Annotated in this window: 22 protein-coding genes and 1 tRNA gene; 8 read left to right on the plus strand and 15 right to left on the minus strand. The window is 71.7% G+C overall.

Translation table 11 applies throughout. The annotated features are described in order from the left end of the window. Positions 1-90 precede the first annotated feature (90 nt). Positions 91-474, plus strand: a complete 384-nt coding sequence (locus FHX78_RS21680) for a hypothetical protein (protein WP_145869085.1) — start codon at positions 91-93, stop codon at positions 472-474. A gap of 106 nt (positions 475-580) precedes the next feature. Beyond that, positions 581-1,450, plus strand: a complete 870-nt coding sequence (locus FHX78_RS21685) for a spermidine synthase (RefSeq protein WP_145869086.1) — start codon at positions 581-583, stop codon at positions 1,448-1,450. Between the two features lie 59 nt (positions 1,451-1,509). Here FHX78_RS21685 and FHX78_RS21690 read toward each other — a convergent pair whose 3' ends face one another. Then, a complete protein-coding gene (locus tag FHX78_RS21690) occupies positions 1,510-2,073 on the minus strand; it encodes a hypothetical protein (RefSeq protein ID WP_145869087.1) in 564 nt (187 codons plus the stop codon). Positions 2,074-2,183: 110 nt separating this feature from the next. On the opposite strand from FHX78_RS21690, the gene FHX78_RS21695 reads away from it, so the two are divergent. The 3 genes from FHX78_RS21695 to FHX78_RS21705 all read left to right on the plus strand — a co-directional run bounded on the left by FHX78_RS21695 (position 2,184) and on the right by FHX78_RS21705 (position 5,876). Next, entirely contained in the window at positions 2,184-2,912 is a 729-nt protein-coding gene (locus tag FHX78_RS21695) for a response regulator transcription factor (protein WP_189908617.1), read from the plus strand. Next, the gene (locus tag FHX78_RS21700) at positions 2,909-4,321 is read left to right on the plus strand and encodes a sensor histidine kinase (RefSeq protein ID WP_145869088.1); all 1,413 of its coding nucleotides are present in this window, start codon (positions 2,909-2,911) and stop codon (positions 4,319-4,321) included. The genes FHX78_RS21695 and FHX78_RS21700 overlap by 4 nt, the downstream gene beginning before the upstream one ends. Positions 4,322-4,427: 106 nt before the next feature. After that, positions 4,428-5,876 carry a cellulose binding domain-containing protein gene (locus FHX78_RS21705; RefSeq protein ID WP_145869089.1) on the plus strand — a complete coding sequence of 483 codons (1,449 nt, stop codon included), beginning with the start codon at positions 4,428-4,430 and terminating at the stop codon, positions 5,874-5,876. Positions 5,877-6,046: 170 nt separating this feature from the next. On the opposite strand, the gene FHX78_RS21710 is transcribed toward FHX78_RS21705, so the two are convergent. From FHX78_RS21710 to FHX78_RS21725, 4 genes are all read right to left on the minus strand, one after another. Beyond that, positions 6,047-7,486 (minus strand): GH1 family beta-glucosidase, encoded by a 1,440-nt coding sequence (locus tag FHX78_RS21710; RefSeq protein ID WP_145869090.1) that lies wholly within the window; start codon positions 7,484-7,486, stop codon positions 6,047-6,049. A 126-nt stretch (positions 7,487-7,612) separates the two neighbouring features. Continuing rightward, positions 7,613-8,518 (minus strand): carbohydrate ABC transporter permease, encoded by a 906-nt coding sequence (locus FHX78_RS21715; RefSeq protein ID WP_145869091.1) that lies wholly within the window; start codon positions 8,516-8,518, stop codon positions 7,613-7,615. Positions 8,519-8,530: 12 nt separating this feature from the next. After that, positions 8,531-9,544 carry a carbohydrate ABC transporter permease gene (locus FHX78_RS21720; RefSeq protein ID WP_145872097.1) on the minus strand — a complete coding sequence of 338 codons (1,014 nt, stop codon included), beginning with the start codon at positions 9,542-9,544 and terminating at the stop codon, positions 8,531-8,533. Positions 9,545-9,549: 5 nt separating this feature from the next. Beyond that, a complete protein-coding gene (locus tag FHX78_RS21725; protein ID WP_145869092.1) occupies positions 9,550-10,908 on the minus strand; it encodes an ABC transporter substrate-binding protein in 1,359 nt (452 codons plus the stop codon). A 342-nt stretch (positions 10,909-11,250) separates the two neighbouring features. On the opposite strand from FHX78_RS21725, the gene FHX78_RS21730 reads away from it, so the two are divergent. Next, positions 11,251-12,306 carry a LacI family DNA-binding transcriptional regulator gene (locus FHX78_RS21730; RefSeq protein WP_145869093.1) on the plus strand — a complete coding sequence of 352 codons (1,056 nt, stop codon included), beginning with the start codon at positions 11,251-11,253 and terminating at the stop codon, positions 12,304-12,306. A 358-nt stretch (positions 12,307-12,664) separates the two neighbouring features. On the opposite strand, the gene FHX78_RS21735 is transcribed toward FHX78_RS21730, so the two are convergent. From FHX78_RS21735 to FHX78_RS21745, 3 genes are all read right to left on the minus strand, one after another. After that, a tRNA-His gene (locus FHX78_RS21735) sits at positions 12,665-12,737 on the minus strand. Positions 12,738-12,855: 118 nt separating this feature from the next. Continuing rightward, the gene (gene orn / locus FHX78_RS21740) at positions 12,856-13,458 is read right to left on the minus strand and encodes an oligoribonuclease (protein WP_145869094.1); all 603 of its coding nucleotides are present in this window, start codon (positions 13,456-13,458) and stop codon (positions 12,856-12,858) included. Between the two features lie 159 nt (positions 13,459-13,617). Continuing rightward, positions 13,618-14,847 carry a helix-turn-helix domain-containing protein gene (locus tag FHX78_RS21745; protein WP_145869095.1) on the minus strand — a complete coding sequence of 410 codons (1,230 nt, stop codon included), beginning with the start codon at positions 14,845-14,847 and terminating at the stop codon, positions 13,618-13,620. A gap of 843 nt (positions 14,848-15,690) precedes the next feature. On the opposite strand from FHX78_RS21745, the gene FHX78_RS21750 reads away from it, so the two are divergent. Next, positions 15,691-16,218 (plus strand): universal stress protein, encoded by a 528-nt coding sequence (locus FHX78_RS21750; protein ID WP_145869096.1) that lies wholly within the window; start codon positions 15,691-15,693, stop codon positions 16,216-16,218. An 89-nt stretch (positions 16,219-16,307) separates the two neighbouring features. Here FHX78_RS21750 and glmS read toward each other — a convergent pair whose 3' ends face one another. The 3 genes from glmS to FHX78_RS21765 all read right to left on the minus strand — a co-directional run bounded on the left by glmS (position 16,308) and on the right by FHX78_RS21765 (position 19,423). Then, complete coding sequence (gene glmS, locus FHX78_RS21755; RefSeq protein ID WP_145869097.1) at positions 16,308-18,125, minus strand: glutamine--fructose-6-phosphate transaminase (isomerizing); 1,818 nt, start codon at positions 18,123-18,125, stop codon at positions 16,308-16,310. Positions 18,126-18,163: 38 nt separating this feature from the next. Further along, entirely contained in the window at positions 18,164-18,421 is a 258-nt protein-coding gene (locus FHX78_RS21760; RefSeq protein WP_145869098.1) for a hypothetical protein, read from the minus strand. Between the two features lie 96 nt (positions 18,422-18,517). Further along, the gene (locus FHX78_RS21765) at positions 18,518-19,423 is read right to left on the minus strand and encodes a DUF4429 domain-containing protein (RefSeq protein ID WP_145869099.1); all 906 of its coding nucleotides are present in this window, start codon (positions 19,421-19,423) and stop codon (positions 18,518-18,520) included. A 97-nt stretch (positions 19,424-19,520) separates the two neighbouring features. Here FHX78_RS21765 and FHX78_RS21770 point away from each other — a divergent pair, with 97 nt between their 5' ends. Then, positions 19,521-21,128 carry a beta-N-acetylhexosaminidase gene (locus FHX78_RS21770; protein ID WP_145869100.1) on the plus strand — a complete coding sequence of 536 codons (1,608 nt, stop codon included), beginning with the start codon at positions 19,521-19,523 and terminating at the stop codon, positions 21,126-21,128. Positions 21,129-21,249: 121 nt separating this feature from the next. Here the strand turns inward: FHX78_RS21770 and FHX78_RS21775 are convergent, their stop codons facing one another. The 4 genes from FHX78_RS21775 to desA are packed head-to-tail and all read right to left on the minus strand — an operon-like array spanning position 21,250 to position 26,273. Continuing rightward, positions 21,250-23,022, minus strand: coding sequence for an IucA/IucC family protein (locus FHX78_RS21775; RefSeq protein WP_145869101.1), 1,773 nt, complete (start codon positions 23,020-23,022; stop codon positions 21,250-21,252). Next, positions 23,019-23,558 (minus strand): GNAT family N-acetyltransferase, encoded by a 540-nt coding sequence (locus tag FHX78_RS21780; protein ID WP_145869102.1) that lies wholly within the window; start codon positions 23,556-23,558, stop codon positions 23,019-23,021. The genes FHX78_RS21775 and FHX78_RS21780 overlap by 4 nt, the downstream gene beginning before the upstream one ends. After that, positions 23,555-24,847 carry a lysine N(6)-hydroxylase/L-ornithine N(5)-oxygenase family protein gene (locus tag FHX78_RS21785; RefSeq protein ID WP_145869103.1) on the minus strand — a complete coding sequence of 431 codons (1,293 nt, stop codon included), beginning with the start codon at positions 24,845-24,847 and terminating at the stop codon, positions 23,555-23,557. Before FHX78_RS21785 ends, FHX78_RS21780 begins: the two co-directional genes overlap by 4 nt. Next, on the minus strand, positions 24,831-26,273 hold the full coding sequence (gene desA, locus FHX78_RS21790; protein ID WP_145869104.1) for a lysine decarboxylase DesA: 1,443 nt from the start codon (positions 26,271-26,273) through the stop codon (positions 24,831-24,833). Before desA ends, FHX78_RS21785 begins: the two co-directional genes overlap by 17 nt. Positions 26,274-26,339: the final 66 nt, after the last annotated feature.

The raw sequence follows: 26,339 nt of genomic DNA on the forward strand, positions 1-26,339 counted from the left end.
GACGGCCCCGCTCGTTGAAGTCTGTGGACCGGGAGCCCCCCGACTCCCGACCCGCTCGTCCAAGCAGGGATTTGTGTGGTGGAGGCCGGGATGATGACCAGCCGGAGCAACGATCCTTTACACCGGCCGCGCGCGGACTGCGACGTGGTCACGGTTCCGGCCCGGCAGGGCCTGGAGGCGGTCGACATCCTGCGGCGCGGTGCCGGGGACGCGGTGGGCCCGGTGCTCCACGACGGCGGTGACACGCTCGGCTTCCTGGTGCCGCCGGGCACCGCCGCCGCGTGGGACGTACCGGGCAGCACCTGCACGGGGACCGACGGCCGCGGGCTGCGGCTCGCCCCCGAGCCGCCGGTCGAGGGCTCGGACTGGCTGCTGCCGCCCGGCGAGGCGGACCTGGCGACGGATCCCGCGGTGCTGCGCGAGGCGCTGGGCGAGGCACAGCGGATGATCGACGCGGCGGACGGCCGCACCTGACGAGGCGCCCGCCGCCCGACTGCCCGACTGCCCGCCGCCCGAGCGACCGGGAACGGGCAGGTGAGGGGGCCGCGACCGGGGCCGGGGCGCTTGCGACAATGGGCGCATGGGAAGGTCCAGGAGCAGCGGGCGCGGTCAGGGCGGCGCGGAGGCGGTCGTCGAGCGTGTCGACGGGGGGCTCGCCGAGCTCGTCCCCGACCGGGACCGGCCGCGGGCCCGGACCCTGCTGATCGACGGGGCCCCGCAGTCCCACGTCGACCTCGACGACCCGGCGCACCTCTCCTTCGAGTACCAGCGGCGGTTCGGCCACGTCGTCGACCTCGCCGCCCCGCCCGGCAGGCCCCTCCAGGCGGTGCACCTCGGCGGCGGCGCGTTCACCCTCGCCCGGTACGTCGCGGCCACCCGCCCCCGCTCCACCCAGCAGGTCGTCGAGCGGGACGCGGCGCTGGTGCGACTGGTGCGGCGGGAACTGCCCCTGGACCCCAGGGCCCGCGTCCGGGTGCGCTCGGTGGACGCCCGCGAAGGGCTCGCCAAGGTGCCCGACGGCTGGGCCGGGCTCGTCGTCGCCGACGTCTTCAGCGGGGCCCGCACCCCGGCCCACCTGACCTCCACCGAGTTCCTCGACGACGTCCGCAGGGCGCTCGCCCCCGGCGGGATCTACACCGCCAACCTCGCCGACGGGCCCCCGCTCACGCACCTGCGCGGCCAGATCGCCACCGCCGCCGCCCGGTTCGCCGAACTCGCGCTGATCGCCGACCCGGCGGTGCTGCGCGGCAAACGCTTCGGCAACGCGGTCCTGGTCGCCTCCGACGCGCCCCTGCCCCTCGCCGAACTGACCCGCCGGGCCGCCTCCGACCCGCAGCCGGCCCGCGTCCAGCACGGCCGCGACCTCGTCGACTTCACCGGCGGAGCCGCCCCCGTGACGGATCTGGCGGCAGTCGACTCACCGGCCCCGCCCGCGTCCGTCTTCCACTGAACCGGACGGGCGGCGGCGGGGCGTCCGGCACGACTGCGTGCACCGACGGCGCGGACCGTTCAGTACGTGCCGACCTCCACCCGGGGCGGCCCGTCGTGCCAGGTGCAGAACACCGACACCCGGTCCGCGCCCGAGGTGAACTCCACCCGGATCCACGACTCCGTCTTCCACACCTGCATCGACCAGCCGGCCCCCGGGGTCGCCGACACCAGCGACGCGGACGTCTCGCCGAGGTCGAACACCGCCCGGCCGCCCTTGGTGTCGTACCCCTCCACCCGGCCGGTCGCGGACGGGGCGGCCGGGGAGGAGGAGGGCGTGGGCGCCGCGGTCCGGGGCGGCTCCGGGTCCGGCGCGCGGGACGGCGCCTCGGGCTCCGCCGACGGCTTCCGCGACACCTCGGCGTCCCGGGAACGCTCCGCGCCGGACGGCCGCCGCGTCGACGACGACACCGGATCCGACTGCTCCCCGGCCGGGTCGTCCTCGCCGGCCGCTGCGATGGGCAGGGCGCGCGGCGGGTCGTAGGCGGTGCCCGTCATCACCGTGCTGACACCCCACCACGACAGCGTGACCGCCGCGCCCGTGGCGAGCAGCCAGGCCAGTACGTGTACGAGTCCTCTGCGCATCGTCGGCCCATACTGCCCCACCCGCCCCACGGGTGTCCCGCCCGCGGGCGGATCCGGAGTTGTCCACAGGCCCGCACGCCGTCCGCCGGCCATGGCGTACGGTGCGGCGCATGGCAAGTGTTCTCGTGGTCGAGGACGACCAGTTCGTACGCTCGGCGCTGATCCGGCAGTTGACCGACGCCTCGCACACCGTGCGCAGCGTGGGCACGGCGCTGGAGGCGCTGCGCGAGGTCGCCCATTTCCGCTTCGACGTGGTGGTCCTGGACCTCGGACTGCCCGACCTCGACGGCTCCGAGGCCCTGAAGATGCTGCGCGGCATCACCGACGTACCGGTGATCATCGCCACCGCCCGGGACGACGAGACGGAGATCGTGCGCCTGCTCAACGCCGGCGCGGACGACTACCTGACCAAACCCTTCTCGGTGGAGCACCTCTCGGCCCGGATGGCGGCCGTGCTGCGCCGCTCCCGGTCCGGCGCGGGGGAGACCGCGCCCTCTCCCGTGATCCGGGTCGGCGGGCTGACCGTCGACCCGCTGCGCCGCCAGGCCGAACTCGACGGCGCACGCCTCGACCTGACCCGGCGCGAGTTCGACCTGCTCGCCTTCCTCGCCGGACGGCCCGGCGTGGTCGTCCCCCGCAAGGAACTGCTCGCCGAGGTGTGGCAGCAGTCCTACGGCGACGACCAGACCATCGACGTCCATCTGTCCTGGCTGCGCCGCAAGCTGGGGGAGACCGCCGCGCGGCCCCGCTATCTGCACACCCTGCGGGGCGTCGGCGTGAAGCTGGAGCCGCCCGCCGAGCAGACGCCGCACGCGCCCGGGGCGGAGCCGCCGCGATGAGGTGGGCCCTGGTGAAGGTGTCGCTGGCGGTGACCGCCATGGTCGTGGTCGCCTTCGCGGTGCCGCTCGGCCTGGTCGTCCGGGAGATGGCCCGCGACCGGGCCTTCGCGGGCGCCGAGCGGGTGGCGGCGGCCGTCGCCCCCGCCCTGTCCATCACCACCGACCGCGACCAGCTCGAACGGGTCGTCGCCTCCGCCGGCTCCGACGCCGCGATGGCCGTGCACATCCCGGCGGGCGACGGCGCCGAGGACCTCGGCATAGGGCAGCGGCGGGCCGCCACCGGGGACATCGCCGCCGTGCGGGACCTGGGCCGCGCCTCCACATCCACAGTCTCCGGCGGCTCGGCGCTGCTCCAGCCGGTCGCGCTCAGCACCGGCGAGATAGCCGTCGTCGAGGTGTTCGTCCCCGAGTCCGAGGTCACCAACGGCGTCGGCACGGCCTGGGCGGTCCTCGCCGCCGTCGGCATCGCGCTGATCCTCGGCTCGGTCGCGGTCGCCGACCGGCTGGGCGTACGAATGGTGCGGCCCGCGCAGCGGCTGGTGGAGGGCGCGCGCGAACTGGGGGAGGGCAAGCTGGGCGCCCGGGTGCCGGAGGGGGGCCCGACCGAACTGCGGCTGGCCGCGGTCGCGTTCAACTCCATGGCCGACCAGGTCGTCCAACTGCTCGCCAACGAGCGGGAGCTGGCCGCCGACCTGTCCCACCGGCTGCGCACCCCGCTGACCGTGCTGCGGCTCAACGCCGCCTCCCTCGGCGACGGCCCGGCCGCCGAGCAGACCCGCGCGGCGGTCGAACAGCTGGAGCGCGAGGTCGACACCATCATCCGCACCGCCCGCGACGCCAAGCCGCAGACGGCCGCGGCCGGGCCCGGCGCCGGATGCGACGCGGCCGAAGTGGTCCGCGAGCGGATGGCGTTCTGGTCGGCGCTCGCCGAGGACGAGGGCCGCACATGGCGGGTGGCCGGCGCCGACCGCCCGGTGCGCATCCCCGTGGCCCGCGCCGATCTGGCCGCCGCCCTCGACGCGCTCCTGGGCAACGTCTTCCGGCACACCGCCGAGGGCACCGCGTTCGCCGTCGACGTGCACAACGGCGAGGACGCGGTGATCGTGCTCGTCTCCGACGCGGGCCCCGGCATACCCGACCCCGAGGCGGCGATGGCCCGCGGCCGCGGCTCGGGCAGCGACGGCTCGACCGGCCTCGGCCTGGACATCGTGCGCCGGCTCGCGGAGTCCACCGGCGGGGACGTACGGATCGGCTCGTCGGTGCTCGGCGGGACCGAGGTGCGAATCTGGATCCAGCTCGACGGACGCGAGCGGGCTCCCCGGCGGCTCGGGCACCGGGGGAGCGTGCGCCGCCGTCGCCTGCCGGGCCGCCTGGCCGGGTCCTTTAACCGGTCCCGATCCCTTCCTTAAGCGCACCCTAAGATCCTCACCGGCCGCCCGGATCAGGAGTTTTGCCCGGATCAGGCTCGCTAGCGTGCTGCCGCACCCCCCGATCGGCAACGAAGGCAGGCACGCGATGAGCACGCACCGGCGCAGGGTCAGCGGCAGGAACAAGGCCATCGGCGGCGTGGTCGCCGCGGCCGTGGCCGGCGGCGGCGCGTTCCTGTTCACCGGCACCGCCCAGGCGGCCGGTGTCGGCGCGGCGTACACCAGGACCAGCGAGTGGTCGACCGGGTACACCGCCCAGTACGTGGTGACCAACACCAGCGGCGAGCGAGACGAGGACTGGACGCTGGAGTTCGACCTGCCCGCCGGCACCGAACTCGGCTCGCTGTGGAACGCCGAGTCCGAGGTGAACGGCCGGCACGTCACCGTGCGGCCGCCCCGGTGGGACACCGACGGCCTGGCCGCCGGCGAGTCCGTCACCGTCGGCTTCGTCGTCAAGGGCACCGCGGCCCCGACCGGTTGTGTGGTCGACGGCGCCGAGTGCGGCACGGACGGCGGACCCGCCCCGCAGCCCAGCGGCCGTCCCACCGAGGCGCCCGCCCCCACGGGACAGCCGACGCCCACCGAGGAACCCACGGCGACCGGGGAACCCGAGCCGACCGGCAGCACCGGCACAGGCACGGCGGGCGACGCCGGCTTCGCACCGTACGTCGACACCTCGCTCCTCCCCGCCTTCGACCTGGCCGCGAGCGCCGAGGCGACCGGTGTGAAGCACTACACCCTCGCCTTCATCACCGACGGCGGCGGCTGCACCCCCACCTGGGGCGGTACCGGCGACCTCGCGTCCAACCCGGTCGCCGGGCAGATCGGCGCGCTGCGCGCCCAAGGGGGCGACGTCCGGGTCTCCTTCGGCGGCGCGGCCGGCTCCGAACTCGGCACCACCTGCGCCTCGGCGGACGCGCTGGCCGCCGCCTACGGCAAGGTCGTGGACGCCTACGGGCTCACCAAGGTCGACTTCGACGTCGAGGGCGGAGCGCTGCCCGACGCTGCGGCCAACACCCGCCGCGCCCAGGCGATCGCCCGGCTCCAGGAGGCCCACCCGGACCTGGACGTCTCCTTCACCCTCCCGGTCATGCCGGAGGGCCTCACCCAGGACGGTGTCGACCTGCTCGCCGACGCCGAGAGGAACGGCGTACGGATCGACGCCGTCAACATCATGGCGATGGACTACGGACCGGCGTACAGCGGCGACATGGGCACCTACGCCGAGCAGGCCGCCACCGCCACCCAGGCCCAGCTCAAGGGCGTCCTCGGACTGAGCGACGCCGAGGCCTGGCGGACGGTCGCCGTCACGCCCATGATCGGCGTCAACGACGTCGTCACCGAGATCTTCGAGGTGGACGACGCCACCCAGCTCGTGGACTTCGCCAAGTCCAAGGGCATCGGCCGGCTGTCCATGTGGTCCGGCACCCGCGACCGGCAGTGCCCCGGCGGCACCAAGCCGTCCGCCGACGCCACGTGCAGCTCGATCCTCCAGGAGCGGTTCGCCTTCACCAAGGCGTTCGCGGCGTACCGGTAGCCCTCACGGACCACGGGGAGGCGTGTGTCCCGGCCGGACCCCCACCCGGCCGGGCCACACGCGCGCACGGGGCGGCCACGAGCCCGGTGGCAGGTCCGGACGCGCGAACGGGGCGCGGCACCCCCCTGGCGTGCCGCGCCCCGCCCCCCGTCTCCCGGAGCCGGAACCGGTCAGATGTGCTCCGCCTCCGGAAGCGTCCCCGACTTCGCCGCCCGCGCGTACCACAGGGCGCTGGACTTCGGGGTCCGCTGCTGGGTGACGTAGTCGACGTAGACCGCGCCGAAGCGCTTGTCGTAGCCGTACGCCCACTCGAAGTTGTCCATCAGGGACCACAGGTAGTAGCCGCGCACGTCCGCGCCGTCGGCGATGGCCCGGCGCACCTCCGTGAGGTGCCCGTGCAGGTAGGAGACGCGCTCCGGGTCGTGCACCCGGCCGTCGGCGTCCGGCTTGTCGTCGTAGGCGGCGCCGTTCTCGGTGACGTAGAGCGGCAGCCCGGGCGCCTCACGGGTGTAGCGCATGATCAGCTCGTGCAGGCCCGTCGGGTCGACGGACCAGCCCATCTCGGTCTGCTCGCCCGGCGACTGGTGGAAGGCGACGTCGTCCGCGGCGGGCCACGGCGAGTGCTCGCTCGCCCCGTGACCGTCGGCCCGCGGCCCCTTGGCGTCCGGGTCCGCCGCCGACACCAGGGTGGGCGTGTAGTAGTTGAGGCCGAGCGCGTCCAGCGGCTGGTGGATCAGCTCCAGGTCGCCGTCGAGGACGAACGACCAGTCGGTGAGCGACGAGGTCGCCTCCAGCAGCGTCCGCGGGTAGGCACCGTGCAGGATCGGGCCGTGGAAGATGCCGCTGGACAGGTCGTCGATCTTGCGCGCGGCCGCCTGGTCCGCCGGGTCGCTCGGCGAGAGCGGGCGCACCACCGAGGAGTTGAGGCTGAGCGCGACCTGGTTGCGGGCCGGCATCACCGAGCGCAGCGCCTTGGCGCCCAGGCCGTGCGCCAGGTTGAGGTGGTGGGCGGCCTTCAGCGCGGCCGCCGGGTCGGTGCGGCCGGGGGCGTGCACCCCGGAGGCGTAGCCCAGGAAGGCGCTGCACCACGGCTCGTTGAGCGTGATCCACTGCTCCACCCGGTCGCCGAGCGCCTCGCCGACGATCTGCGCGTACTCGGCGAAGCGGTAGGCGGTGTCGCGCTCCGGCCAGCCGCCCGCGTCCTCCAGCTCCTGCGGCAGGTCCCAGTGGTAGAGGGTGACGGCCGGCTTGATGCCCTTGGCCAGCAGCTCGTCCACCAGCCGGCGGTAGAAGTCCAGACCGCGCTGCACGGCGGGGCCGCGGCCGGTCGGCTGCACCCGCGACCAGGAGACGGAGAAGCGGTAGGCGTTCAGGTTGAGGTCCGCCATCATCGCCACGTCGTCGCGGTAGCGGTGGTAGTGGTCGACCGCGATGTCACCGGTCTCGCCGCCGGCCGTCTTGCCCGGCGTGTGGCTGAAGGTGTCCCAGATGGACGGGGTCCGTCCGTCCTCCCGCACCGCCCCCTCGATCTGGTACGCGGAGGTCGCGGCGCCCCAGAGGAAGGCGGGAGGAAAGGTCACCGGGGTCGCCGGCGTTGCGGAGTCAGACATGGAAGCGCTCCCATAGGAGGTCGTGGAAGACCGACGAGTGAGAAGAGAGAGGGGGGAAGAGGGGGGAAGAGGGGGGCCGAGGCGGCGGTGACCCGGCCCCCGGGACAGTGCGGACGGGTCCGGGCGTCAGCCCTTGACCGCGCCCTGCATGATGCCGCCCACGATCTGCTTGCCGAAGATCGCGAAGACGAGGAGCAGGGGCAGCGTACCCAGCAGCGCGCCCGCCATGATCAGGGACTGGTCGGGGGTGTACCCGCGGCCCAGGCCCGCCACCGCGACCTGCACCGTGGGGTTGCCGGTCTGGGTCAGCACCAGGAACGGCCACAGGAAGTCGTTCCAGGTCTGCACGAACGTCAGCATGCCGAGCACCGCCATGGCCGGCCGCGCGGCCGGGAACACCACGTGCCACACCACGCGCCAGCTGCTGGCGCCGTCCACCCGGGCGGCCTCGATGACCTCGTCCGGCAGCGCCTGCAGCAGGTACTGCCGCATGAAGAACACGCCGAACGCGCTCACCAGCGACGGGAAGATGACCGCCTGCAGCTGGTCCGTCCAGTCCAGCTTCGCGACCATCATGTACAGCGGGATCACACTGAGCTGCGGCGGCACCATCATCGTGCCGATGACGATCAGCATCAGCGCGTTGCGGCCCTTGAAGCGCAGCTTGGCGAAGGCGAACCCGGCGATCGTCGACAGCACCACGATGGTCGCCGCCGAGACACCCGCCACGATGGTCGTGTTGAGGAACGCCTCACCGAGGTTGGCGTCCTCCCAGGCGATCTCCAGGTTCTTGAACAGGTTGGAGCCGAACCAGAACGGCGGAGGGTTCTCCGCCAGGCGCTGGTTGTCCCGGGACGCGGCGATCGCGGTCCAGACCAGCGGGAACAGCGACACGATGGTGAACACGATCAGGATCGCGTACGCGATCGGACCGCCGTGCAGCGTGCCACCCGCCCGCGCGGACTTCGGCAGGCGCGAACGCTTCGGCGCCTCGGCGGGAGATGTCTCGGGGGGCGTCACAGTCGTCGTCACGGCCACAACTCCTTAACTGCTGGCGCGCAGCCGGCGCGAGATGAGCTGGTTGATGATGCCGATGACGATCAGGATCGCGAACATCGTCCAGGCGATCGCCGAGGCACGGCCCAGGTGCTGGTTCACCCAGCCCTGTTCGTACAGGTACAGGCCGAGCGTCTGGAACTGGTGCTCCGCGCCGCCGGACGCGCCCTTGTTGGCGTCGAACAGCAGTGGCTCGCCGAAGATCTGGCTGGCGCCGATGGTGGAGACCACCACGGTGAACAGGATCGTCGGGCGCAGCGAGGGCAACGTCACGTGGATGAACTGCCGCCAGCGGCTGGCGCCGTCCAGCGCCGCCGACTCGTACAGGTCCTGCGGGATGGCCTGCATGGCGGCGAGGTAGATCAGCGCGTTGTAACCGGTCCAGCGCCAGATGATGATCGTCGACACGGCGAACTGCGAGGGCCACTTCTCGCCCTGCCAGTCGACCGGGTCGATGCCGACGACGTCGAGCGCCCAGTTGATCATTCCGTAGTCGCGGCCGAAGAGCAGCACGAAGACCAGGGAGGCGGCGGCGATCGAGGTGGCGTACGGGGCGAGCATAGCGACCCGGTAGAAGGTCGAGGCCCGCAGCTTGTAGTTGAGGAGGTGCGCGATGCCCATCGCCATCAGCAGCTGCGGCACGGTCGAGATGATGCCGATGGTCAGGGTGTTCTTCGCCGCGTTCCAGAAGAAGTCGTCGTCGAAGATCCGCGTGTAGTTCTTCAGCCCGACCCAGTTCATGTCGGTCGGGGCGGTCAGCTCCACCTGGTGCAGCGAGGCCCAGCCCGTGTAGATCAGCGGGAACAGGCCGAAGGCGAGGAAGAGCAGGAAGAACGGGGCGACGAACGCGTACGGGCTCCAGCGCATGTCCCGCTGCCAGCGCCGGGACAGTTTCGCCCGGCGTCGCTTGTCCTGGTCCGAGGGTGCGGAGCTGCCGGGCGGACGGCCCGGGGCCGCGCCCCCCTTGGAGGGGAGCGCGGCGGTGTCGGGGCGGGTGGCCATGCCGGTCACTTGTCCAGGTTGTTGTCGATGGTCTTGGTGGCCGTCTCCCAGGCCTCCTCGGCCGACTTGCCCTTCGTCACCAGGATGACGCCGTTGTCGGTCAGACCCTGCTGGATGATCTGGTCCTTCGGGCCGATGATCTGGACCGGGATCTGCTTGGCGGCCTCGGAGAAGATCTCGCCGATCGGGGCGTCACCGGTCATCTCGTTCTTCGCGCCGGTCACCTCCGGGCTGTCGTACGCGCCCGGGGCGCTCGGGAAGCTGCCCTGCACCTTGAACAGCTTCGCCTGCTGCTCGGGCGCGGTCAGCCAGGCCACCAGCTTCTGCGCCTCCTCGACGTTCTTGCCGCTCTTCGGCACGCCGAGGAAGGAGCCGCCCCAGTTGCCGGACTTCGGCGCGACGGCCACGTCCCACTTGCCGGCGGCCTCCGGCTGCGACTTGCCCTTGATGTAGCCGAGCATCCACGGCGGGCAGGCGACGGTGGCGAACTTGCTGTTGGCGATCGTCGTGTCCCAGGCCGGCTGGAACTGCGTCTGCGACTGCACCAGGCCCTTCTCGGCCGCCGCGGCGGTCAGGTCGAAGGCGTCCTTGACGACCGGGTTCGACTTGTAGATCACCTCGCCGGAGGCGTCGTAGAACTTCTCCTTCTCGCTGCTCAGGACGGCGTTGAGCAGCCCGCCGGGGGAGTCCATGAAGAAGGTGTCCTTGCCGGCCTTCTTCTTGTACGCCTCACCGGTCTCGATGAACTTGTTCCAGTCACCGGCCCACAGCTTGCCGACCTCCTCGCGGTCGGCCGGCAGCCCGGCCTTCTCGAAGAGGTCCTTGCGGTAGCAGATCGCCATCGGGCCGACGTCCGTGCCGAGACCGATCGTCTGGCCGTCCTTGGTGGTGGCCTGCTCCCACTTCCAGGGCAGCCAGCCGTCCTTCTTCACACCCTCGACCTTGGCCATGTCCGCGAACTTGTCGGCCTGGGTGCCGACGACCTCGGCGATGTTGGCGACCTCGATGGCCTGGACGTCCATCAGACCGCTGTTGGTGGTGAGGTGGTTGACGAGCGCGGGATAGTAGTTCTCGTTCCGCTCGACGACGTTCTCGGCGATCTTGATGTCCGGGTTCAGCTTCTCGTACTCGGCGTAGAGACCGGCTTCCTTGAAGCCCATGGTGCCGAACAGACCCAGGGTGATCGTGGTCTTGCCCTCGCCGCCCGACGAGGAGTCGGAGTCGTCGTCTCCGCCGTCGTCGGCACAGCCGGCCAGCAGCCCCGTGCCCAGCGACACCACGGCCGCGATGGCCAGTGCCTTGCGGGCGATGGGCTTCCCCCCGCCCGACCGCTGCCGAGAGAGGGGGAGGGTACGTGCTCGCATTGCGTCCTCCTGTTGCCCTGACGTGCCGACCCCCCGGCCAACGGCGTTGTTGGGCCCGTATCTTGCTCGTTGCGGCTCGGGCGGGGAACGTGCGGGTTGTGTATGTGTCAGGTACTGTGGGAGCGCTCCCACAAGTGATGTGTTGAAGAGTCGCGGGTCCGGGCGAGGGTGTCAAGGGAACAGACGCGGCAAAGTGCGTTCAGTTATCTGCCTGTTAACTGGCCCCCTGGGACCCGCCCGTGGAAGCCCTGCGTCCGCGAGCCGCCCTCCCGGCGGTGGCCGGTGCCGCCTGCGGGGCTGTTACATTCCAGGCCAGCGTGACATACGAAGGAGGCGGAGCCGATGGCAAGCCACGCGGCGCGGGGCAGGAGCGGCGGTCGGCCCACCCTCGAAGAGGTGGCAGCGCGCGCCGGAGTGGGCCGCGGCACGGTCTCCCGGGTGATCAACGGGTCGCCCCGGGTGAGCGACGCCACCCGCGCCGCCGTCGAGGCGGCGGTCGCCGAGCTCGGTTACGTCCCGAACACGGCCGCCCGCGCCCTGGCCGCCAACCGCACGGACGCCATCGCCCTCGTCGTGCCGGAGCCGGAGACCCGGTTCTTCGCCGAGCCGTACTTCTCGGACATGCTCCGGGGTGTCGGCGCGGCCCTGTCCGACACCGCGATGCAGCTGCTGCTGATCTTCGCGGGCAGTGACCGGGAGCGGCAGCGGCTGGCCCAGTACCTGGCCGCGCACCGCGTGGACGGTGTGCTGCTGGTCTCGGTGCACGCCGACGACCCGCTGCCCGACATGCTGGCCCAGCTGGAGATCCCCGCGGTGATCAGTGGCCCCCGCTCGGCCGCGGAGACGCTCACCTCGGTGGACTCGGACAACTACGGCGGCGCCCGCCAGGCCGTGGAGCACCTGATCGGCCGGGGCCGGCGCACCATAGCCCACATCACCGGCCGCCTCGACGTGTACGGCGCGGAGCGGCGCATCGACGGCTACCGCGACGCCCTGCGCGACGCGGGGCACGCGGTGGACGAGCTGCTGATCGAGTCGGGCGACTTCTCCGAGGACGGCGGCCGGCGCGCGATGGCGGCGCTGCTGGAGCGCCGCCCCGACCTGGACGCCGTCTTCGCGGCCTCGGACGTCACCGCGGCCGGCGCCCGGCACGCGCTGCGCGAGGCGGGCCGGCGCATCCCCGATGACGTGGCGCTGGTCGGCTACGACGACTCGGCGATCGCCCGACACATGGATCCGCCGCTGACGAGTGTGCGCCAGCCGATCGAGGAGATGGGCCGCGCGATGATCGACCTGCTGCTCGCGGAGGTCGCCGACCGCCGCCCGCCGGTGTCCCGGGAGCTGGGGCGGCGCCAGATGGTCCTGGCGACGGAACTGGTGGCCCGCGCCTCGTCGTGACGCCTCAGCGCTCCGCGCCGTCGGGGTCCGGGGCCTTCATGACCCCGCCGGTGTGGAACGCACCGGCGGGGACGCGGTGCGCCCCGCGCTCCCACCACCGGGGGTCGGTGGCCCGCTCGTAGTCCCTGCGCGGGCCGGCCGGGATCAGGCCCGGACGCCGGTCCGGCAGTGGTCGGCCGTTGGCCCCGGCCCACGCGCTGATCTCCCCTAAGTCGTCCGCCGGTGAACCCATGACCGCGTACCCGGGGAGGCGGTCCTCGGCGAGCACGGTGCGGGCTGGGCCGGCCCGCTGACATCCCGGCGCCGGAAACGAGTTCAGCCGGTGACCTTGTCGCAAGGTCACCGGCTGACTACTCAGGGTGAGTGACGGGACTCGAACCCGCGGCATCCTGGACCACAACCAGGTGCTCTACCAGCTGAGCTACACCCACCATGGCCTTGTCGGTTGAGGTCAGTGACTTCTCCGACCGGCCGAGAAAAAGTGTACAGGGTCCGAAGGGGTGCTCGCGCACGCTTTCCGCGGCGGCCCCCGACGACCCCCCGATCCGCCTACTGAGCAGGCAGGACGTGCTTCGCGGCGATCTTCTTCGCGGTGTCCGAGTCGGGGCCCGGCTGCGGGACGAAGACGGCCTCGCGGTAGTAGCGCAGTTCCGCGATGGACTCGCGGATGTCGGCGAGCGCGCGGTGGTTGCCGTTCTTCTCGGGGCTGTTGAAGTACGCCCGCGGGTACCAGCGGCGGGCCAGCTCCTTGATGCTGGACACGTCCACGATGCGGTAGTGCAGGTAGTCCTCCAGGATCGGCATGTCCCGCAGCAGGAAACCGCGGTCGGTGCCGACGGAGTTGCCGCACAGGGGGGCCTTGCCCGGATCCTTGACGTGCTCCCTCACATACGCGAGGACGCGCTGTTCGGCGTCCTCCAGCGTCGTGCCGTTGTCCAGCTCGGCGAGCAGCCCGGACGCGGTGTGCATCGCGCGCACCACCTCCGGCATCGTCTCCAGGGCCCGCTCCGGCGGGCGGATGACGATGTCCACGCCCTCGCCGAGCACGTTCAGCTCGGAGTCGGTGACGAGGGCGGCCACTTCGATGAGCGCGTCGTCCGACAGCGAGAGGCCGGTCATCTCGCAGTCGATCCACACCATGCGATCGTTCATGTGTCTAACCTTACGGGGCGCCGAGCCCGGCGGGACCGGCCCGCGGTGCGCGGGGCGCCGGTGTGAACGTCACAGGGGCGGCCGTCTTCGGGGCCGGAGCGGCCGGGAACGGCCGAAGGGCCGGAGGCGGTGCCTCCGGCCCTTCGGTCCGCGGTCGTCTCAGGGTGCGCTGCGCTGGCCCGGGACGCCCGGGGCCGATGCCGTCAGGGACGGGCCCAGGGCGCTCGCCGCGGTGCGGCGGGACTGGTGCGGCAGCGGACTGTCCGGGTGCAGGGACGGCGGGAGCTGGTGCCCCGCGTGGCCCGGCTGGCCGGACGAGAGCGCTCCCGGGCCGCCCTGGCCGGCCTCGGTGTCCTGGCCCCGTTCGGCCTGCGGGCGCCGCGCTCGGTACGCGGCCCGGTAGGCGGCCGGGGACGAACCCAGCTGACGCCGGAAGTGCCCGCGCAGGGCGACCGGCGAGCGGAAGCCGCAGCGGCCGGCGACCTCGTCCACCGAGTAGTCCGACGTCTCCAGCAGGCGCTGCGCCTGGAGCACCCGTTGCGTGATCAGCCATTGCAGCGGCGCGCTGCCGGTCAGCGAGCGGAAGCGGCGGTCGAACGTACGACGGCTCATGTACGCGCGTGCCGCCAGCGTCTCCACGTCGAACTGTTCGTGGAGGTGCTCCAGCGCCCAGGCGACGACCTCGGCGAGCGGGTCGGCGCCGATCTCCTCCGGTAAAGACCGGTCGAGGTAGCGCTCCTGGCCTCCGGAGCGGCGCGGCGGGACGACCAGGCGCCGGGCGAGTGCCCCCGCCGCCTCGTTGCCGTGATCGGTGCGCACGATGTGCAGGCACAGATCGATGCCGGCCGCCGTACCCGCCGACGTCAGCACGTCGCCGTCGTCCACGAAGAGTTCGCGCGGGTCGACGTGCACCGACGGATAGCGTTTCGCCAGCGTCGGCGCGTACATCCAGTGGGTGGTCGCGGGCCGGCCGTCCAGCAGGCCCGCCGCCGCCAGCACGAAGGCGCCGGTGCACAGCCCGACGATGCGGGCGCCCTCCTCGTGGGCCCGGCGCAGCGCGTCGAGCGCCTCCTCCGGCGGTGGCGAGGTGATCGAACGCCAGGCCGGCACCACGACGGTGCCCGCCCGGGATATCGCCTCCAGGCCATGTGGCGCGGTGAGTTCCAGGCCCCCCGTGGTCCGCAGCGGGCCCTCCTCGCCGCCGCACACCAGCAGCCGGTAGCGCGGCACGCCGGCGTCCTGGCGGTCAACCCCGAACACCGACAGCGGTATGGAACTCTCGAAGATGGGGCCGCCGCTGAACAGCAGCACCGCGACGATCTCCTTGCGGCGGCGCCCGGAGAGTTTCCGGGCCGCGGTTTCCGGCGCGGCAGTGGAGTCGTGGCTCATACTGCTAAGCCCCCCTCGGTGGTCGCGGCTCCTCGGTTGTGTCGCTCCTGCACGTTTCCCCTCGGTCCTGCACGAGTCCCCCGCCGTAAGACATCAAGATCGAATCTACTGTGTCCCGTCGTGCACCGGTGGCCAGTTCGGCACGCGGTGCATTGTCGACTTGGCAACTTGGCGTGAAGCATTCGATCACGAAGGGTTGCACTCGTGGGCCGTGCAGGGAAGTGCGCCTCGTCGCGGTGGCCAATCCCCGTAGGGTGCGCAGGGCCCGCGAGGCCCTTTCCGTGCAGGTCGAACGAGGGGTGAGGGGTGGTTACGGCAGGGGACGCACACCGGCCAGAAGTTGGCTGAAAAGTTGCGGGGGCGTGTATGGAAACCGGTCAACCGACCGGTGTACCCGCGTGATCGCGCCGAGGGTGCCCGCCTACCCCGGTTCCGGCCCGCCGAACGCCGGCCCGGTGAGAACTCCCGCGGAACGGACGATGGCGGGCGCTTCCGTCCCCCCGCCCGCTCCCGCCCGGCCCCGCTCGGCGCGGGGCCGATCCGGGCGCGACGCGGGGCGTCTGTGGTCCGGCTCACGCGAGGGTTCACGCGAGGGTTCCCGCGAGAGCCACTGTCGCGGCCCAGTGAATCCCGTGCAAACCGCCTGTACGGGGCAGCAACCATTGCGTGACGGGCGGACCCTCGTGCATGCTCCGGGGAACCCGCCGGAGACCAGGTGCGGGATATGGGCTTAGGAGGCGTGCCGCCGTACCCTTGAGGGTATGGGGTTGGGAAGGTATTTCCCGGACACAGCTCCGCCGCACACTGTCGTCCCATCAAAAGGATCACAACCCCGAGACAGCCATGGCCGGTCACGAATTCTTCGAACCCGCGGACCGCAAGCGGCCGGTCGCCGATCCCACGGCGGCCGAACCCCTGGCGGCGGAGGAGTCGCGTCACCCCTGCGACCCCGCGTTCCGGCACGGTGTGGTCGTCGGCTTCGACGGCTCCACCTCCAGTGAACGGGCCCTCGCGTACGCCATCGGCATGGCGCGGCGCTCCGGCTCGGGACTGATCATCGTCCACGTCGCCAACCGGCTGCCCACCACGGTGTGGGCGGGCTGCGAGCCGCCGGTCTTCGTCGACGTCCCGGACCACCGCACGGAGGTGCTCGGCCTGGAGCTGGCCTGTGCGGACTACCTCGCCGAGGTGCCCTGGATCCTGGTCGAGCGCGGCGGGGACATCTGCCACGAACTCGAAGAGGTGGGGCGGGAGTACTCCGCCGACGCGATCGTCGTGGGGTCCACCCACGGTCTCGTCGGGCGGCTCTTCGGGTCCGTCGCCGGAAGGCTGGCCAAGCGGGCACAGCGCCCGGTCGTGGTCATCCCGTAAGTCGGCAACGGCCCCCGCGTGCCGGATGGCAGCGTGGGGGCCGTCCTGTGGTGCGGGCCCGTGCGGGCGCGCGAGGTGCCGGGCCGGTACTACTCGACCGTTACCGACTTCGCCAGGTTCCTCGGCTTGTCGATGTCCCGGCCCAGGGCCAAAGCCGTGTGGTAGGCGAGGAGTTGGAGCGGGATGCCCATGAGGATCGGGTCCAGCTCGTCCTCGTTCTTGGGGACGAGGATCGTGTGGTCGGCCTTCTCCTGCTCCTGGTGGGCCACCGCGAGGATCTTGCCGCTGCGGGCCTTGATCTCCTCCATCGCCGCGCGGTTCTTCTCCAGCAGGTCGTCGTCCGGGACGATCGCCACCGTCGGCATGGCGGGCTCGATCAGCGCCAGCGGGCCGTGCTTCAGCTCCGAGGCCGGGTAGGCCTCGGCGTGGATGTAGGAGACCTCCTTGAGCTTCAGGGAGGCCTCGCGGGCCACCGGGTAACCTCGGACGCGGCCGATGAAGAGCATCGAGCGGGCCTCGGCGTACTCCAGGGCCAGCTTCCTGACCTCCTCCTCCTGCTCCATGATCCCGGCGATCTGCTCCGGCAGCCGGCGCAGGCCCTCGATGATCCGCTTGCCGTCGCGCACCGACAGGTCGCGGGTGCGGCCCAGGTGCAGGGCGAGCAGGGCGAAGGCGACGCAGGTGTTGGTGAAGCACTTGGTGGAGACCACGCACACCTCGGGCCCGGCGTGCACGTAGACGCCGCCGTCCGCCTCGCGGGCGATCGCGGAGCCGACGACGTTGACCACGCCCAGCACCCGCGCGCCCTTGCGCTTCAGCTCCTGCACCGCCGCCAGCACGTCGTACGTCTCACCGGACTGGGAGACCGCGATGTACAGGGTGTCGGGGTCCACGACCGCGTTGCGGTAGCGGAACTCGGAGGCCGGCTCGGCGTCGGCGGGGATGCGGGCCAGCTCCTCGATCATCTGCGCGCCGATCATGCCCGCGTGGTACGAGGTGCCGCAGCCGAGGATCTTCACGCGGCGGATCCGGCGCGCCTCGCGGGCGTCCAGGTTGAGGCCGCCCAGGTGCACGGTGGAGAAGCGGTCGTCGATCCGGCCGCGCAGCACGCGGTCCACGGCCTCCGCCTGCTCGTGGATCTCCTTGTGCATGTAGGTGTCGTGGCCGCCCATGTCGTAGGAGGCCGCCTCCCACTCCACGGTGGTCGGCTCGGCGGTGGTGCGGGTGCCCTCGGTGGTGTAGGTGCGGAAGTCGTCCGCCTTGAGGGTGGCCATCTCGCCGTCGTCGAGGGTGACGATCTGCCGGGTGTGCGCGACCAGCGCCGCTATGTCGGAGGCGACGAACATCTCCTTCTCGCCGATGCCGAGGACGACCGGCGAGCCGTTGCGGGCCACGACGATGCGGTCCGGGAAGTCGGCGTGCAGCACGGCGATGCCGTAGGTGCCCTCGATCAGCCGGACGGTCTCGCGGACCTTGTCCTCCAGCTTCTCCGCCTGGGAACGGGCGATGAGGTGGGTGAGGACCTCGGTGTCCGTCTCGGAGAGGAACTCCACCCCGTCCGCCTCCAGCTTGCGGCGCAGGTCGGAGGCGTTGTCGATGATGCCGTTGTGGACGACGGCGACCTTGCCCTCGGCGTCCAGGTGCGGGTGGGCGTTCACGTCGGAGGGGGCGCCGTGGGTGGCCCAGCGGGTGTGGGCGATGCCCGTGGTGCCCTTGAAGCGCGCCGGGACCTTGGCCTCCAGGTCGCGCACCCGGCCCTTGGCCTTGACCATCTTCAGGCCGGAGGCCTTCGGCGACGTGACGGCGATGCCCGCCGAGTCGTAGCCGCGGTACTCCAGGCGCTGCAGGCCCTCCAGCAGCAGGGGAGCGACCTCACGCCTGCCGATGTATCCGACGATTCCGCACATAGGGGGTGTTCCTCGCTGTAGACGGTGGGCCGTAGGGATCAGCCGTAGACGATGCGGCGCAGCTGCCGGAGCGAGAGCTCGGGCGGGGCCACCGCGCGGTATCTCAGGTCCGCCTCGATCCGTTCGAAGATCGCCGCGTTCACCAGGCCCTGGGCCTGGAGCTCGCGGTGGCGGCGACGGACGTACTCCTCGGTCGTCTCGTCGAAGTAGGCGAGCACGTCCTGGACCACGCGCAGCGCCTCGCCCCGGCTGAGGGGCGTGGACCGCGTCAGATGATCAACAAGTTCGTCGTGCACCCGATGATCCTGGAGCACGGGCGGCCGTTTCGCAAGAAACCTGCCCGATATCGGGCAGGTGATGGCGGCTACGGCCTCATGCACTGCACATCGCGGTCACATGCGCTTCAGGACCGCCTGCTTGGCCAGGGTGAACTCCTCGTCCGTCAGCACCCCCGACCGGTGCAGCTCGCCCAGCTCCCGCAGCCGGCGCAGCAGGGCGTCGTGGCCGTCCTCGGCGGGCGTCGGTGTGGGTGCGGGCGCCGGGGCGAGGGCCGGTGGGCGGCCGGTCCCCGGCTCCCGGGGCGGGTCGTCGACGGGTGCGGCGGGGTGCGGCAGCCGGGCCTGGACGGCGGCGGCGACGAGCGCCATCAGCGGGTCCTTCTTGAAGCCCCACAGCTCCACCGAGTTGGGGTCGTACTTCGCCGGTGCCTTGGTGGGGGCGTTCCGCACGGTGAAACGGAGGTGGCCGTTCTCCAGGCCGGCCGCCGGCTGCCACTCCACCGCGGTCAGGTCCGCCACCGCGAGGGTGCGGGTGCCGGCGGCGGCCTTGGCGTCCTCCGTCTTCCAGTTCCACTCCAGCCGGACGCGCTCGCCGTCGAAGCTCACCGTGCCGTCCCCGGCGGAGACCGACAGCGGCACCGACGGGCCGGGCAGCAGGTACTCGGCGACCGGGTCGGCGGGGACCTGGTCCAGCAGCAGCGCGGTGCGGACCTCCTCCGCGAAGTACTCGGCGACGCCGTAGCGGTCGGAGTCGACGATCAGCTGGTAGGGGTCGTGCGGCTCGGTGAGCCGGCCGCCCGTCGCGTGCAGCAGCGGGTCGGCGCCGTCGCGCAGCCGCAGCCTGAGCCGCCCCGTCCTCTTGCCCTGTTCGAAGGAGATGCCCGCCAACGCCCTGAGGGGGAGCGCCAGTTCACCCAGGGTCCTGCGGAGCAGGCCGACGTTCTTGTCCCGTCCGGGCGTCAGTCGCAGGGCGTCCCCGTCGAAGGCCCATGTGCCGTCCTTCTGGATGATTTCCGCCATGGGGGGATTGTTTCACCGGATCTGCGGGAGAGTGGTCTATACCCCATCCTGCTTCCCTTGCGGAGCCACGGAGTTGACAGTTTTGAAGGGAGCGCGTGTGAGACGGCAACGACGGCACCACGGAACGACTCCCCGCACCGCCCGGCTGTTCGGGTCCCTGCTGCTGGTCATGGCGGCGGGTGCCTTCACCCTGGGGGCGGGCCCCGCCCCGGGCACGGACGCCGCCCCCGTCCCGCTGGACCGGGTGATCCCGGCCCCCGCCTCGGTGTCCCCGGGCGGATCCCCGTACCGCATCACCGAGGACACCCGGATCCGGGTCGACGGCTCCCCCGAGGCCCGTCGCGTCGGCGCGTACCTCGCCGAGGTGCTGCGACCCGCCACCGGCCACCCCCTGCCGGTCACCGAGCACGGCCGCGGCGGCATCCGGCTCCGCCTCGCCGACGGCCCGTACGGCGCGGAGGGCTACCGCCTCGACAGCGGCCGCTCCGGCGTCACCCTCACCGCCGCGAAGCCCGCCGGGCTCTTCCACGGCGTGCAGACCCTGCGCCAGCTGCTCCCGGCGGCCGTCGAGAAGGACTCCGTGCAGCCCGGCCCCTGGCTGGTGGCGGGCGGCACCATCGAGGACACCCCGCGCTACGGCTGGCGCGGCGCCATGCTCGACGTCTCCCGGCACTTCTTCTCCGTCGACGAGGTCAAGCGCTACATCGACCAGATCGCCCTCTACAAGCTCAACAAGCTGCACCTGCACCTCAGCGACGACCAGGGCTGGCGCATCGCCGTCGACTCCTGGCCGCGCCTGGCCACCCACGGCGGCTCCACCGAGGTCGGCGGCGGTCCCGGCGGGTACTACACCAAGGCCGACTACCGGGAGATCGTCCGCTACGCAGGCTCCCGCCACCTGGAGGTCGTCCCCGAGATCGACATGCCGGGCCACACCAACGCGGCCCTCGCCTCCTACGCCGACCTCAACTGCGACGGCGTGGCACCCCCGCTCTACACCGGCACCGCGGTCGGCTTCAGCTCGCTCTGCGTCGGCAAGGAGATCACGTACGACTTCGTGGACGACGTGGTGCGCGAGATCGCCGCGCTCACGCCCGGCCGCTACCTGCACATCGGCGGCGACGAGGCGCACTCCACCCCGCACGAGGACTTCGTGAAGTTCATGGACCGGGTGCAGCCGATCGTCGCCCGGTACGGGAAGACGGTCATCGGCTGGCACCAGCTCACCGGCGCCGACCCGGCGAAGGGCGCGCTCGCCCAGTACTGGGGGCTGGACCGCACCAGCGGCGCGGAGAAGGAACAGGTCGCCGAGGCCGCGCGGAACGGCACCGGGCTCGTCCTCTCCCCGGCGGACCGGGCGTACCTCGACATGAAGTACGACAAGGACACGCCGCTCGGGCTGTCCTGGGCGGGCCATGTCGAGGTGCGGCGGTCCTACGACTGGGACCCCGGGGCGTATCTGCCGGGCGTGCCGGAGTCCGCGGTGCGGGGCGTCGAGGCGCCGCTGTGGACGGAGACGCTGTCGGAGTCGGGGGAGCTGGAGTACATGGCCTTCCCCCGGCTGCCGGGGATCGCCGAGCTGGGCTGGTCACCGGCGGCCACGCACGACTGGGACGGCTACCGGGAGCGGCTCGCCGCGCAGGCGCCGCGGTGGGACGCGATGGGCGTGCGGTACTACAGGTCGCCGCAGGTGCCGTGGTCCTGACGGCCGCCGACCGGCCCCGGCGGTGCGGGGGCCGGTCGCCCGGTTCCCGCACCGGTAGGTGTGCGCACTGCTGACGGGCGTCCCGGAGGACCGTACTCCGGGACGCCCGTCCGTCGGTGGGTCAGAACTCCGCGAGGGGGTTCTTGAGGGTGCCGACCAGCTGGAGCGCGCCGGACGGGTCGGCGAGGTCGACCATCTGCCGGTTGTCGCGCAGCTGGAGCCGGTTGAGGCAGGACAGCGCGAACTCCGGCGCGAAGATGTCGTACCGCTCGAACTTGTCGGCGAGTTCGGGCACCGACGCCTGGTACTCGCGGGTGACCTCCGCGACCGTGCGCCAGAAGCCGTCCTCGTCGAGGATCCCCTCCCCGGCCAGGTCGGCGGCGAGGAAGCGGAAGAAGCAGTCGAAGACGTCCGTGAAGATCGACAGCAGCTTCTTGTCCTCCGGGACCTCCACGCGGATGCGGGCCACCTCCGGCGGCAGCACCGCGTCCGGGTCCATCACCGCGATCTCCTCGGCGATGTCCTTGTAGACCGCCCGCCGCACCACGCCGTCCTCCAGCACGAGGATCACGTTCTCCCCGTGCGGCATGTACACCAGGTCGTAGGCGTAGAAGCTGTGCAGCAGCGGGACGTAGTAGGCGCGCAGGTAGTGCCGCAGCCACTCGGCCGGGCCGAGTCCCGAACGCTCGATCAGCGCGCCCGCGAACGACCTGCCCTCGTGGTCGACGTGGACCAGCGACGCCATGGTGGCGAGCGTTTCGCCGTCCCCGAGCGACGGGACCGGGCTCTCCCGCCACAGCGCCGCCAGCATCTTGCGGTACGGCGAGTAGCGGTCCGTCGCCCGCTCGTACTCCAGGTGCCGGTAGCCGACCGCCGCCCGCTCCCGGATGACCGACAGTCCCGTGGAGCGCAGCACCGGGTCGCCGGCGATGAGCCGCGCCAGCCAGTCGTTGATCGCCGGGGTGGCCTCCATGTAGGCGGCCGACAGGCCCCGCATGAAGCCCATGTTGAGGACGGACAGGGCCGTCTTCACGTAGTGCTTCTCCGGGTGCGACCGGTTGAAGAAGGTGCGGATGGACTGCTGCGCCAGGTACTCGTCGTCGCCCTCGCCGAGGCAGACCAGGTGCCGGCGGGCCACCTCGGCGGCGAAGGTGACGGACAGCTTGTTCCACCACTGCCAGGGGTGGACGGGGATGAACAGGTAGTCGGCGGGGTCGAGGTCCTGCTCGCGCAGCACGCCGTGGAACCGTTCGACGGTCTCCGCGCCCAGCTCGTCCCGCAGGAACGACTCGTACTCGATGCCCGCGCCCGCGGTGAACGCGGCCCGTGAGCGGTGCGCGGCCAGCCACACCAGCTTCACCGGGTTCGCCGTCTCCGGCGCGTAGGCCAGGTACTCGTGGACGCCGAAGCCCAGCCGGCCGTTGTTGGCGACGAAGCAGGGGTGGCCCTCGGTCATCCCCGTCTCGATCGCCTGGAAGCCGGCGTCGGCCAGCTCCGCCACCGGGACCTGCGGCTTGGTCAGCTTGTAGCACGTGCCGGAGAGGGTGGAGGAGATCTCCTCCAGGTACACCGGCAGGATCTCCTCGCTCAGCCCCAGCGACTTCTGGAACTCGATGAAGAAGTCCAGCGCCGCGAGCGGCAGTTCGGCGTCGTCGCGGTGGCGGGTGATCGAGTCGGCGTCGACCTGCCAGTGGTCGAGCGCCCGGCGGGTCGCCGTGAAGGCGTACCGGGTCAGGCCGTCGTCGCTGGTGACGACGTACCCGCCGTCACCGGTGGCCTCCGGCGCGATGAGCCGCTCGTGGGCGAACTCGGCGAGTGCCTTGCGGATCAGCAGGCGGTTGGCCCGCGCCCAGCGGTGGGGGGAGAGGTGCGCCACGGCGTCGGACAGGGTCATACGGCAACTCCTCGTGCGGCCAGGAACTGTGCGCGGGTGCAGAAACTGAGCAGCGCGCGCTTCTCCGGCTTGTCGATCTCGCGCACCGCCTCGAAGCCGACGGCCTCGTTGAGCGCGTGCACGGCCTTGTTGGTCACGTCCGGCTCGACCACGACCCGCCGGGTGCGCGGGTCGGCGAACAGCTCCTCCATCACGGCGGTGATGACGGCCCGGGTGAAACCGTGGACCGGCCGGTCGGTGGGGGCGACCAGGAAGTGCATGCCGACGTCGCCGGGCTCGGGGTCGTACAGGCCGACCAGCTCGACGTACCGGGGGTCGTACTTCTCCATCAGGAACGCCGGTTCGCCGTCGTGCAGGCCCAGGTAGGCGTGGTGGTGCTCATGGGCGGCGATGCGCAGGTACTCGCGCTCGACGTCCCGCAGTCCCGCGTCCTGCATCATCCAGAACGCCGCCTTGGGGTCGGTGACCCAGCGGTGCAGCAGCTCGGCGTCCCTGAGCGGGTCGAGCGGGCGTACGGTGAAGGTGCCGATGCTCATACGGCGAACTCCTGGAACGCGATGGCCTTCTCGACCGGGTAGTACTCGGTGCCGAGCAGCTCGCGGATGATGGACGCGTTCCGGTACGGCCCCATGCCCAGGTCGGGGCTGGTGATGCTGTGCGTGTGGACGCCGGCGTTCTGCAGGAAGATTCCGCGGCCGGTGACGTCGATGGCGTAGTTGCGGCCGATGTCGAAGCGGCCGTGGCCGTCGAAGCGGAGCCGGTCGCGGACCGGGTCCAGGAAGGCCGGAGGCTCGTAGTGGTAGCCGGTGGCCAGCACCAGGCCCTCGGTGCGGATCTCGAAGTCCTTGTCCTGCTCGTCCTGGTGGAAGGCGAGCGTGTAGCCGCCGTCCTCGTACCGTGCGCCGGTCAGCGAGGAGTTGGTGAGCAGCCGGGTCGGCACCGGGCGGTCGCCGCTCGTCACGTTCTTCTGGTACAGCAGGTCGAAGATCGCGTCGATCAGCTCCGAGTTGATGCCCTTGAACAGGCCCTTCTGCTGCTTCTCCAGCCGGTAGCGGGTCTCCTCGGGCAGCGCGCGGAAGTAGTCGATGTAGTCCGGGGACGTCATCTCCAGGGTCAGCTTGGTGTACTCCAGCGGGAAGAACCGCGGGGAGCGGGTGACCCAGTTGAGCCGGTAGCCGTGGACGTCGATCTCGGAGAGCAGTTCGTAGTAGATCTCGGCGGCGCTCTGCCCGCTGCCGACGATCGTGATCGACTCCTTCTCCAGCAGCTCCGCCTTGCGGTGCGTGTACTGCGCGTTGTGGAAGAGGCCGCCGTCCAGGCCGCGGCACGGCTCGGGCACGAACGGCACGGTGCCGGTGCCGAGCACCAGGTGCCGGGCCCGGTACGTGCCACCGGCCGCCGTCGCCACGACGTACAGCCCGTCGCCCTCGTCGTACGTCACCCCGGTGACCGTCGTGCCGAAGCGGATGCTGGTCAGCTGCTCGGCGGCCCAGCGGCAGTAGTCGTCGTACTCGACGCGCAGCGGGTAGAAGTTCTCGCGGATGTAGAACGAGTACAGCCGGCCCTTCTGCTTGAGGTAGTTGAGGAAGGAGTACGGCGACGTCGGGTCGGCGAGGGTGACCAGGTCCGACATGAACGGCGTCTGGAGGTGGGCGCCGTCGAGGAACATCCCGGCGTGCCACTCGAAGTGCGGTTTGGACTCCAGGAAGACGCCGTTCAGCTCGTCGATGGGCTCGGTGAGACAGGCGAGGCCGAGGTTGAACGGGCCGAGCCCGATGCCCACGAAGTCGTAGGTCTCTTCCGTGGTGTCAGCAAGCGCGGTCAAGGGACTCTCCCAGGTACTGCTCGGCGTGGCCGGCGATCAGGTCGAGGACGGCGGCGATGTCGGCCGTCGTGGTCTCGGGGTTCAGCAGGGTGAACTTCAGGTAGTGGCGTCCGCCGACCTTGGTGCCCGCGACGACCGCGTCACCGGAGGCGAACAGGGCCTTGCGGGCGTAGAGGTTGGCCCGGTCGATCTCGGCGGGGTCGGTCACGGACGCCGGGATGTAGCGGAAGACCAGGGTGGACAGGGACGGCTCGACCACCACGTCGTAGCGGGGGTCGGCGGCCAGCAGCTTCCAGCCCTCGGCGGCCAGCTCGCAGACCTCGTCGAAGAGCTGCCCGATGCCGTCGGCGCCCATCACGCGCAGCGTCATCCACAGCTTGAGCGCGTCGAAACGGCGGGTGGTCTGCAGGGACTTGTCGACCTGGTTGGGGATGCGCTCCTGCACCATCCGGCGCGGGTTGAGGTACTCCGCGTGGTAGGTGGCGTGCCGCAGCGTGGCCGCGTCGCGGACCAGCACGGCCGAGGAACTGACCGGCTGGAAGAAGGACTTGTGGTAGTCGACGGTGACGGAGTCGGCGCGCTCGATGCCGTCGACGCGGTCCCGGTACTTCAGCGAGGCGAGCAGTCCGCAGCCGTAGGCGGCGTCCACGTGCATCCACGCGCCGAACCGCTCGCACAGCTCGGCGATCTCGGGCAGCGGGTCGATGGAGCCGAAGTCGGTGGTGCCGGCGGTGGCGACGACGGCCATGGGGACCAGGCCCGCCTCGGCGCAGCGCTCCAGCTCGCGGGCGAGGGCGACGGTCTGCAGCCGCTTGTCGTGGTCGACGGGGATCGCCACCACGGCGTCCGGTCCGAGGCCGAGCAGTTTCGCGGACTTCTTCACGCTGAAGTGGCTCACCTCGGAGGCGAAGACGCGCAGTTGCGCCAGGTCCTCGCTCTTGGCCTCCTCACGGGCGAGCAGCAGCGCCTGGAGGTTGGACTGGGTCCCGCCGGAGGTGAACACGCCGTCGGCGGCCGGGCCGAGGCCGATGCGGGCCGTCGTCCAGTCGATCAGTTTCCGCTCGATGAGGGTGCCGCCGGCCGACTGGTCCCAGGTGTCCAGGGAGGAGTTGACGGCGGAGAGCACCGCCTCGCCGAGCACCGCCGGGATGACGACGGGGCAGTTGAGGTGGGCGAGGTAGCGGGGGTGGTGGAAGTAGACCGCGTCGCGGAGGTAGACCTCCTCCAGCTCGTCCAGGGCGGCGGTGGTGTCGCCGAGCGGCCGGTCGAGGTCGATCGCGTCGATCAGGGGAGTGAGGGAGTCGACCGTGACGCCGGTGAACGGCCGGTCGGTGGTGGCGAGTTTGGCGGCCACCCGCTCGACTCCTTCGGTCACCGAGCGGCGGTACCGCTCCGCGGTGGTGTCGTTGAGCAGGTGCGAGCGCATGGGGGGTCCTCCGGTGGGGACGGTCCGGTGCGGGGCGGGGAGCGGACCCGCCGTGCGTTACTTAGG

The sequence above is a fragment of the Streptomyces capillispiralis genome (genome assembly GCF_007829875.1).
In the GTDB taxonomy this organism is placed as follows: domain Bacteria; phylum Actinomycetota; class Actinomycetes; order Streptomycetales; family Streptomycetaceae; genus Streptomyces; species Streptomyces capillispiralis.

Excerpts from the sequence above, each read along its gene's own strand:
- FHX78_RS21680 (WP_145869085.1), top strand. The coding sequence starts at position 91 with ATGATGACCAGCCGGAGCAACGATCCTTTACACCGGCCGCGCGCGGAC.
- FHX78_RS21685 (WP_145869086.1), top strand. The coding sequence starts at position 581 with ATGGGAAGGTCCAGGAGCAGCGGGCGCGGTCAGGGCGGCGCGGAGGCG.
- FHX78_RS21690 (WP_145869087.1), bottom strand. The coding sequence starts at position 2,073 with ATGCGCAGAGGACTCGTACACGTACTGGCCTGGCTGCTCGCCACGGGC.
- FHX78_RS21695 (WP_189908617.1), top strand. The coding sequence starts at position 2,184 with ATGGCAAGTGTTCTCGTGGTCGAGGACGACCAGTTCGTACGCTCGGCG.
- FHX78_RS21700 (WP_145869088.1), top strand. The coding sequence starts at position 2,909 with ATGAGGTGGGCCCTGGTGAAGGTGTCGCTGGCGGTGACCGCCATGGTC.
- FHX78_RS21705 (WP_145869089.1), top strand. The coding sequence starts at position 4,428 with ATGAGCACGCACCGGCGCAGGGTCAGCGGCAGGAACAAGGCCATCGGC.
- FHX78_RS21710 (WP_145869090.1), bottom strand. The coding sequence starts at position 7,486 with ATGTCTGACTCCGCAACGCCGGCGACCCCGGTGACCTTTCCTCCCGCC.
- FHX78_RS21720 (WP_145872097.1), bottom strand. The coding sequence starts at position 9,544 with ATGGCCACCCGCCCCGACACCGCCGCGCTCCCCTCCAAGGGGGGCGCG.
- FHX78_RS21725 (WP_145869092.1), bottom strand. The coding sequence starts at position 10,908 with ATGCGAGCACGTACCCTCCCCCTCTCTCGGCAGCGGTCGGGCGGGGGG.
- FHX78_RS21730 (WP_145869093.1), top strand. The coding sequence starts at position 11,251 with ATGGCAAGCCACGCGGCGCGGGGCAGGAGCGGCGGTCGGCCCACCCTC.
- orn (WP_145869094.1), bottom strand. The coding sequence starts at position 13,458 with ATGAACGATCGCATGGTGTGGATCGACTGCGAGATGACCGGCCTCTCG.
- FHX78_RS21745 (WP_145869095.1), bottom strand. The coding sequence starts at position 14,847 with ATGAGCCACGACTCCACTGCCGCGCCGGAAACCGCGGCCCGGAAACTC.
- FHX78_RS21750 (WP_145869096.1), top strand. The coding sequence starts at position 15,691 with ATGGCCGGTCACGAATTCTTCGAACCCGCGGACCGCAAGCGGCCGGTC.
- glmS (WP_145869097.1), bottom strand. The coding sequence starts at position 18,125 with ATGTGCGGAATCGTCGGATACATCGGCAGGCGTGAGGTCGCTCCCCTG.
- FHX78_RS21765 (WP_145869099.1), bottom strand. The coding sequence starts at position 19,423 with ATGGCGGAAATCATCCAGAAGGACGGCACATGGGCCTTCGACGGGGAC.
- FHX78_RS21775 (WP_145869101.1), bottom strand. The coding sequence starts at position 23,022 with ATGACCCTGTCCGACGCCGTGGCGCACCTCTCCCCCCACCGCTGGGCG.
- FHX78_RS21780 (WP_145869102.1), bottom strand. The coding sequence starts at position 23,558 with ATGAGCATCGGCACCTTCACCGTACGCCCGCTCGACCCGCTCAGGGAC.
- desA (WP_145869104.1), bottom strand. The coding sequence starts at position 26,273 with ATGCGCTCGCACCTGCTCAACGACACCACCGCGGAGCGGTACCGCCGC.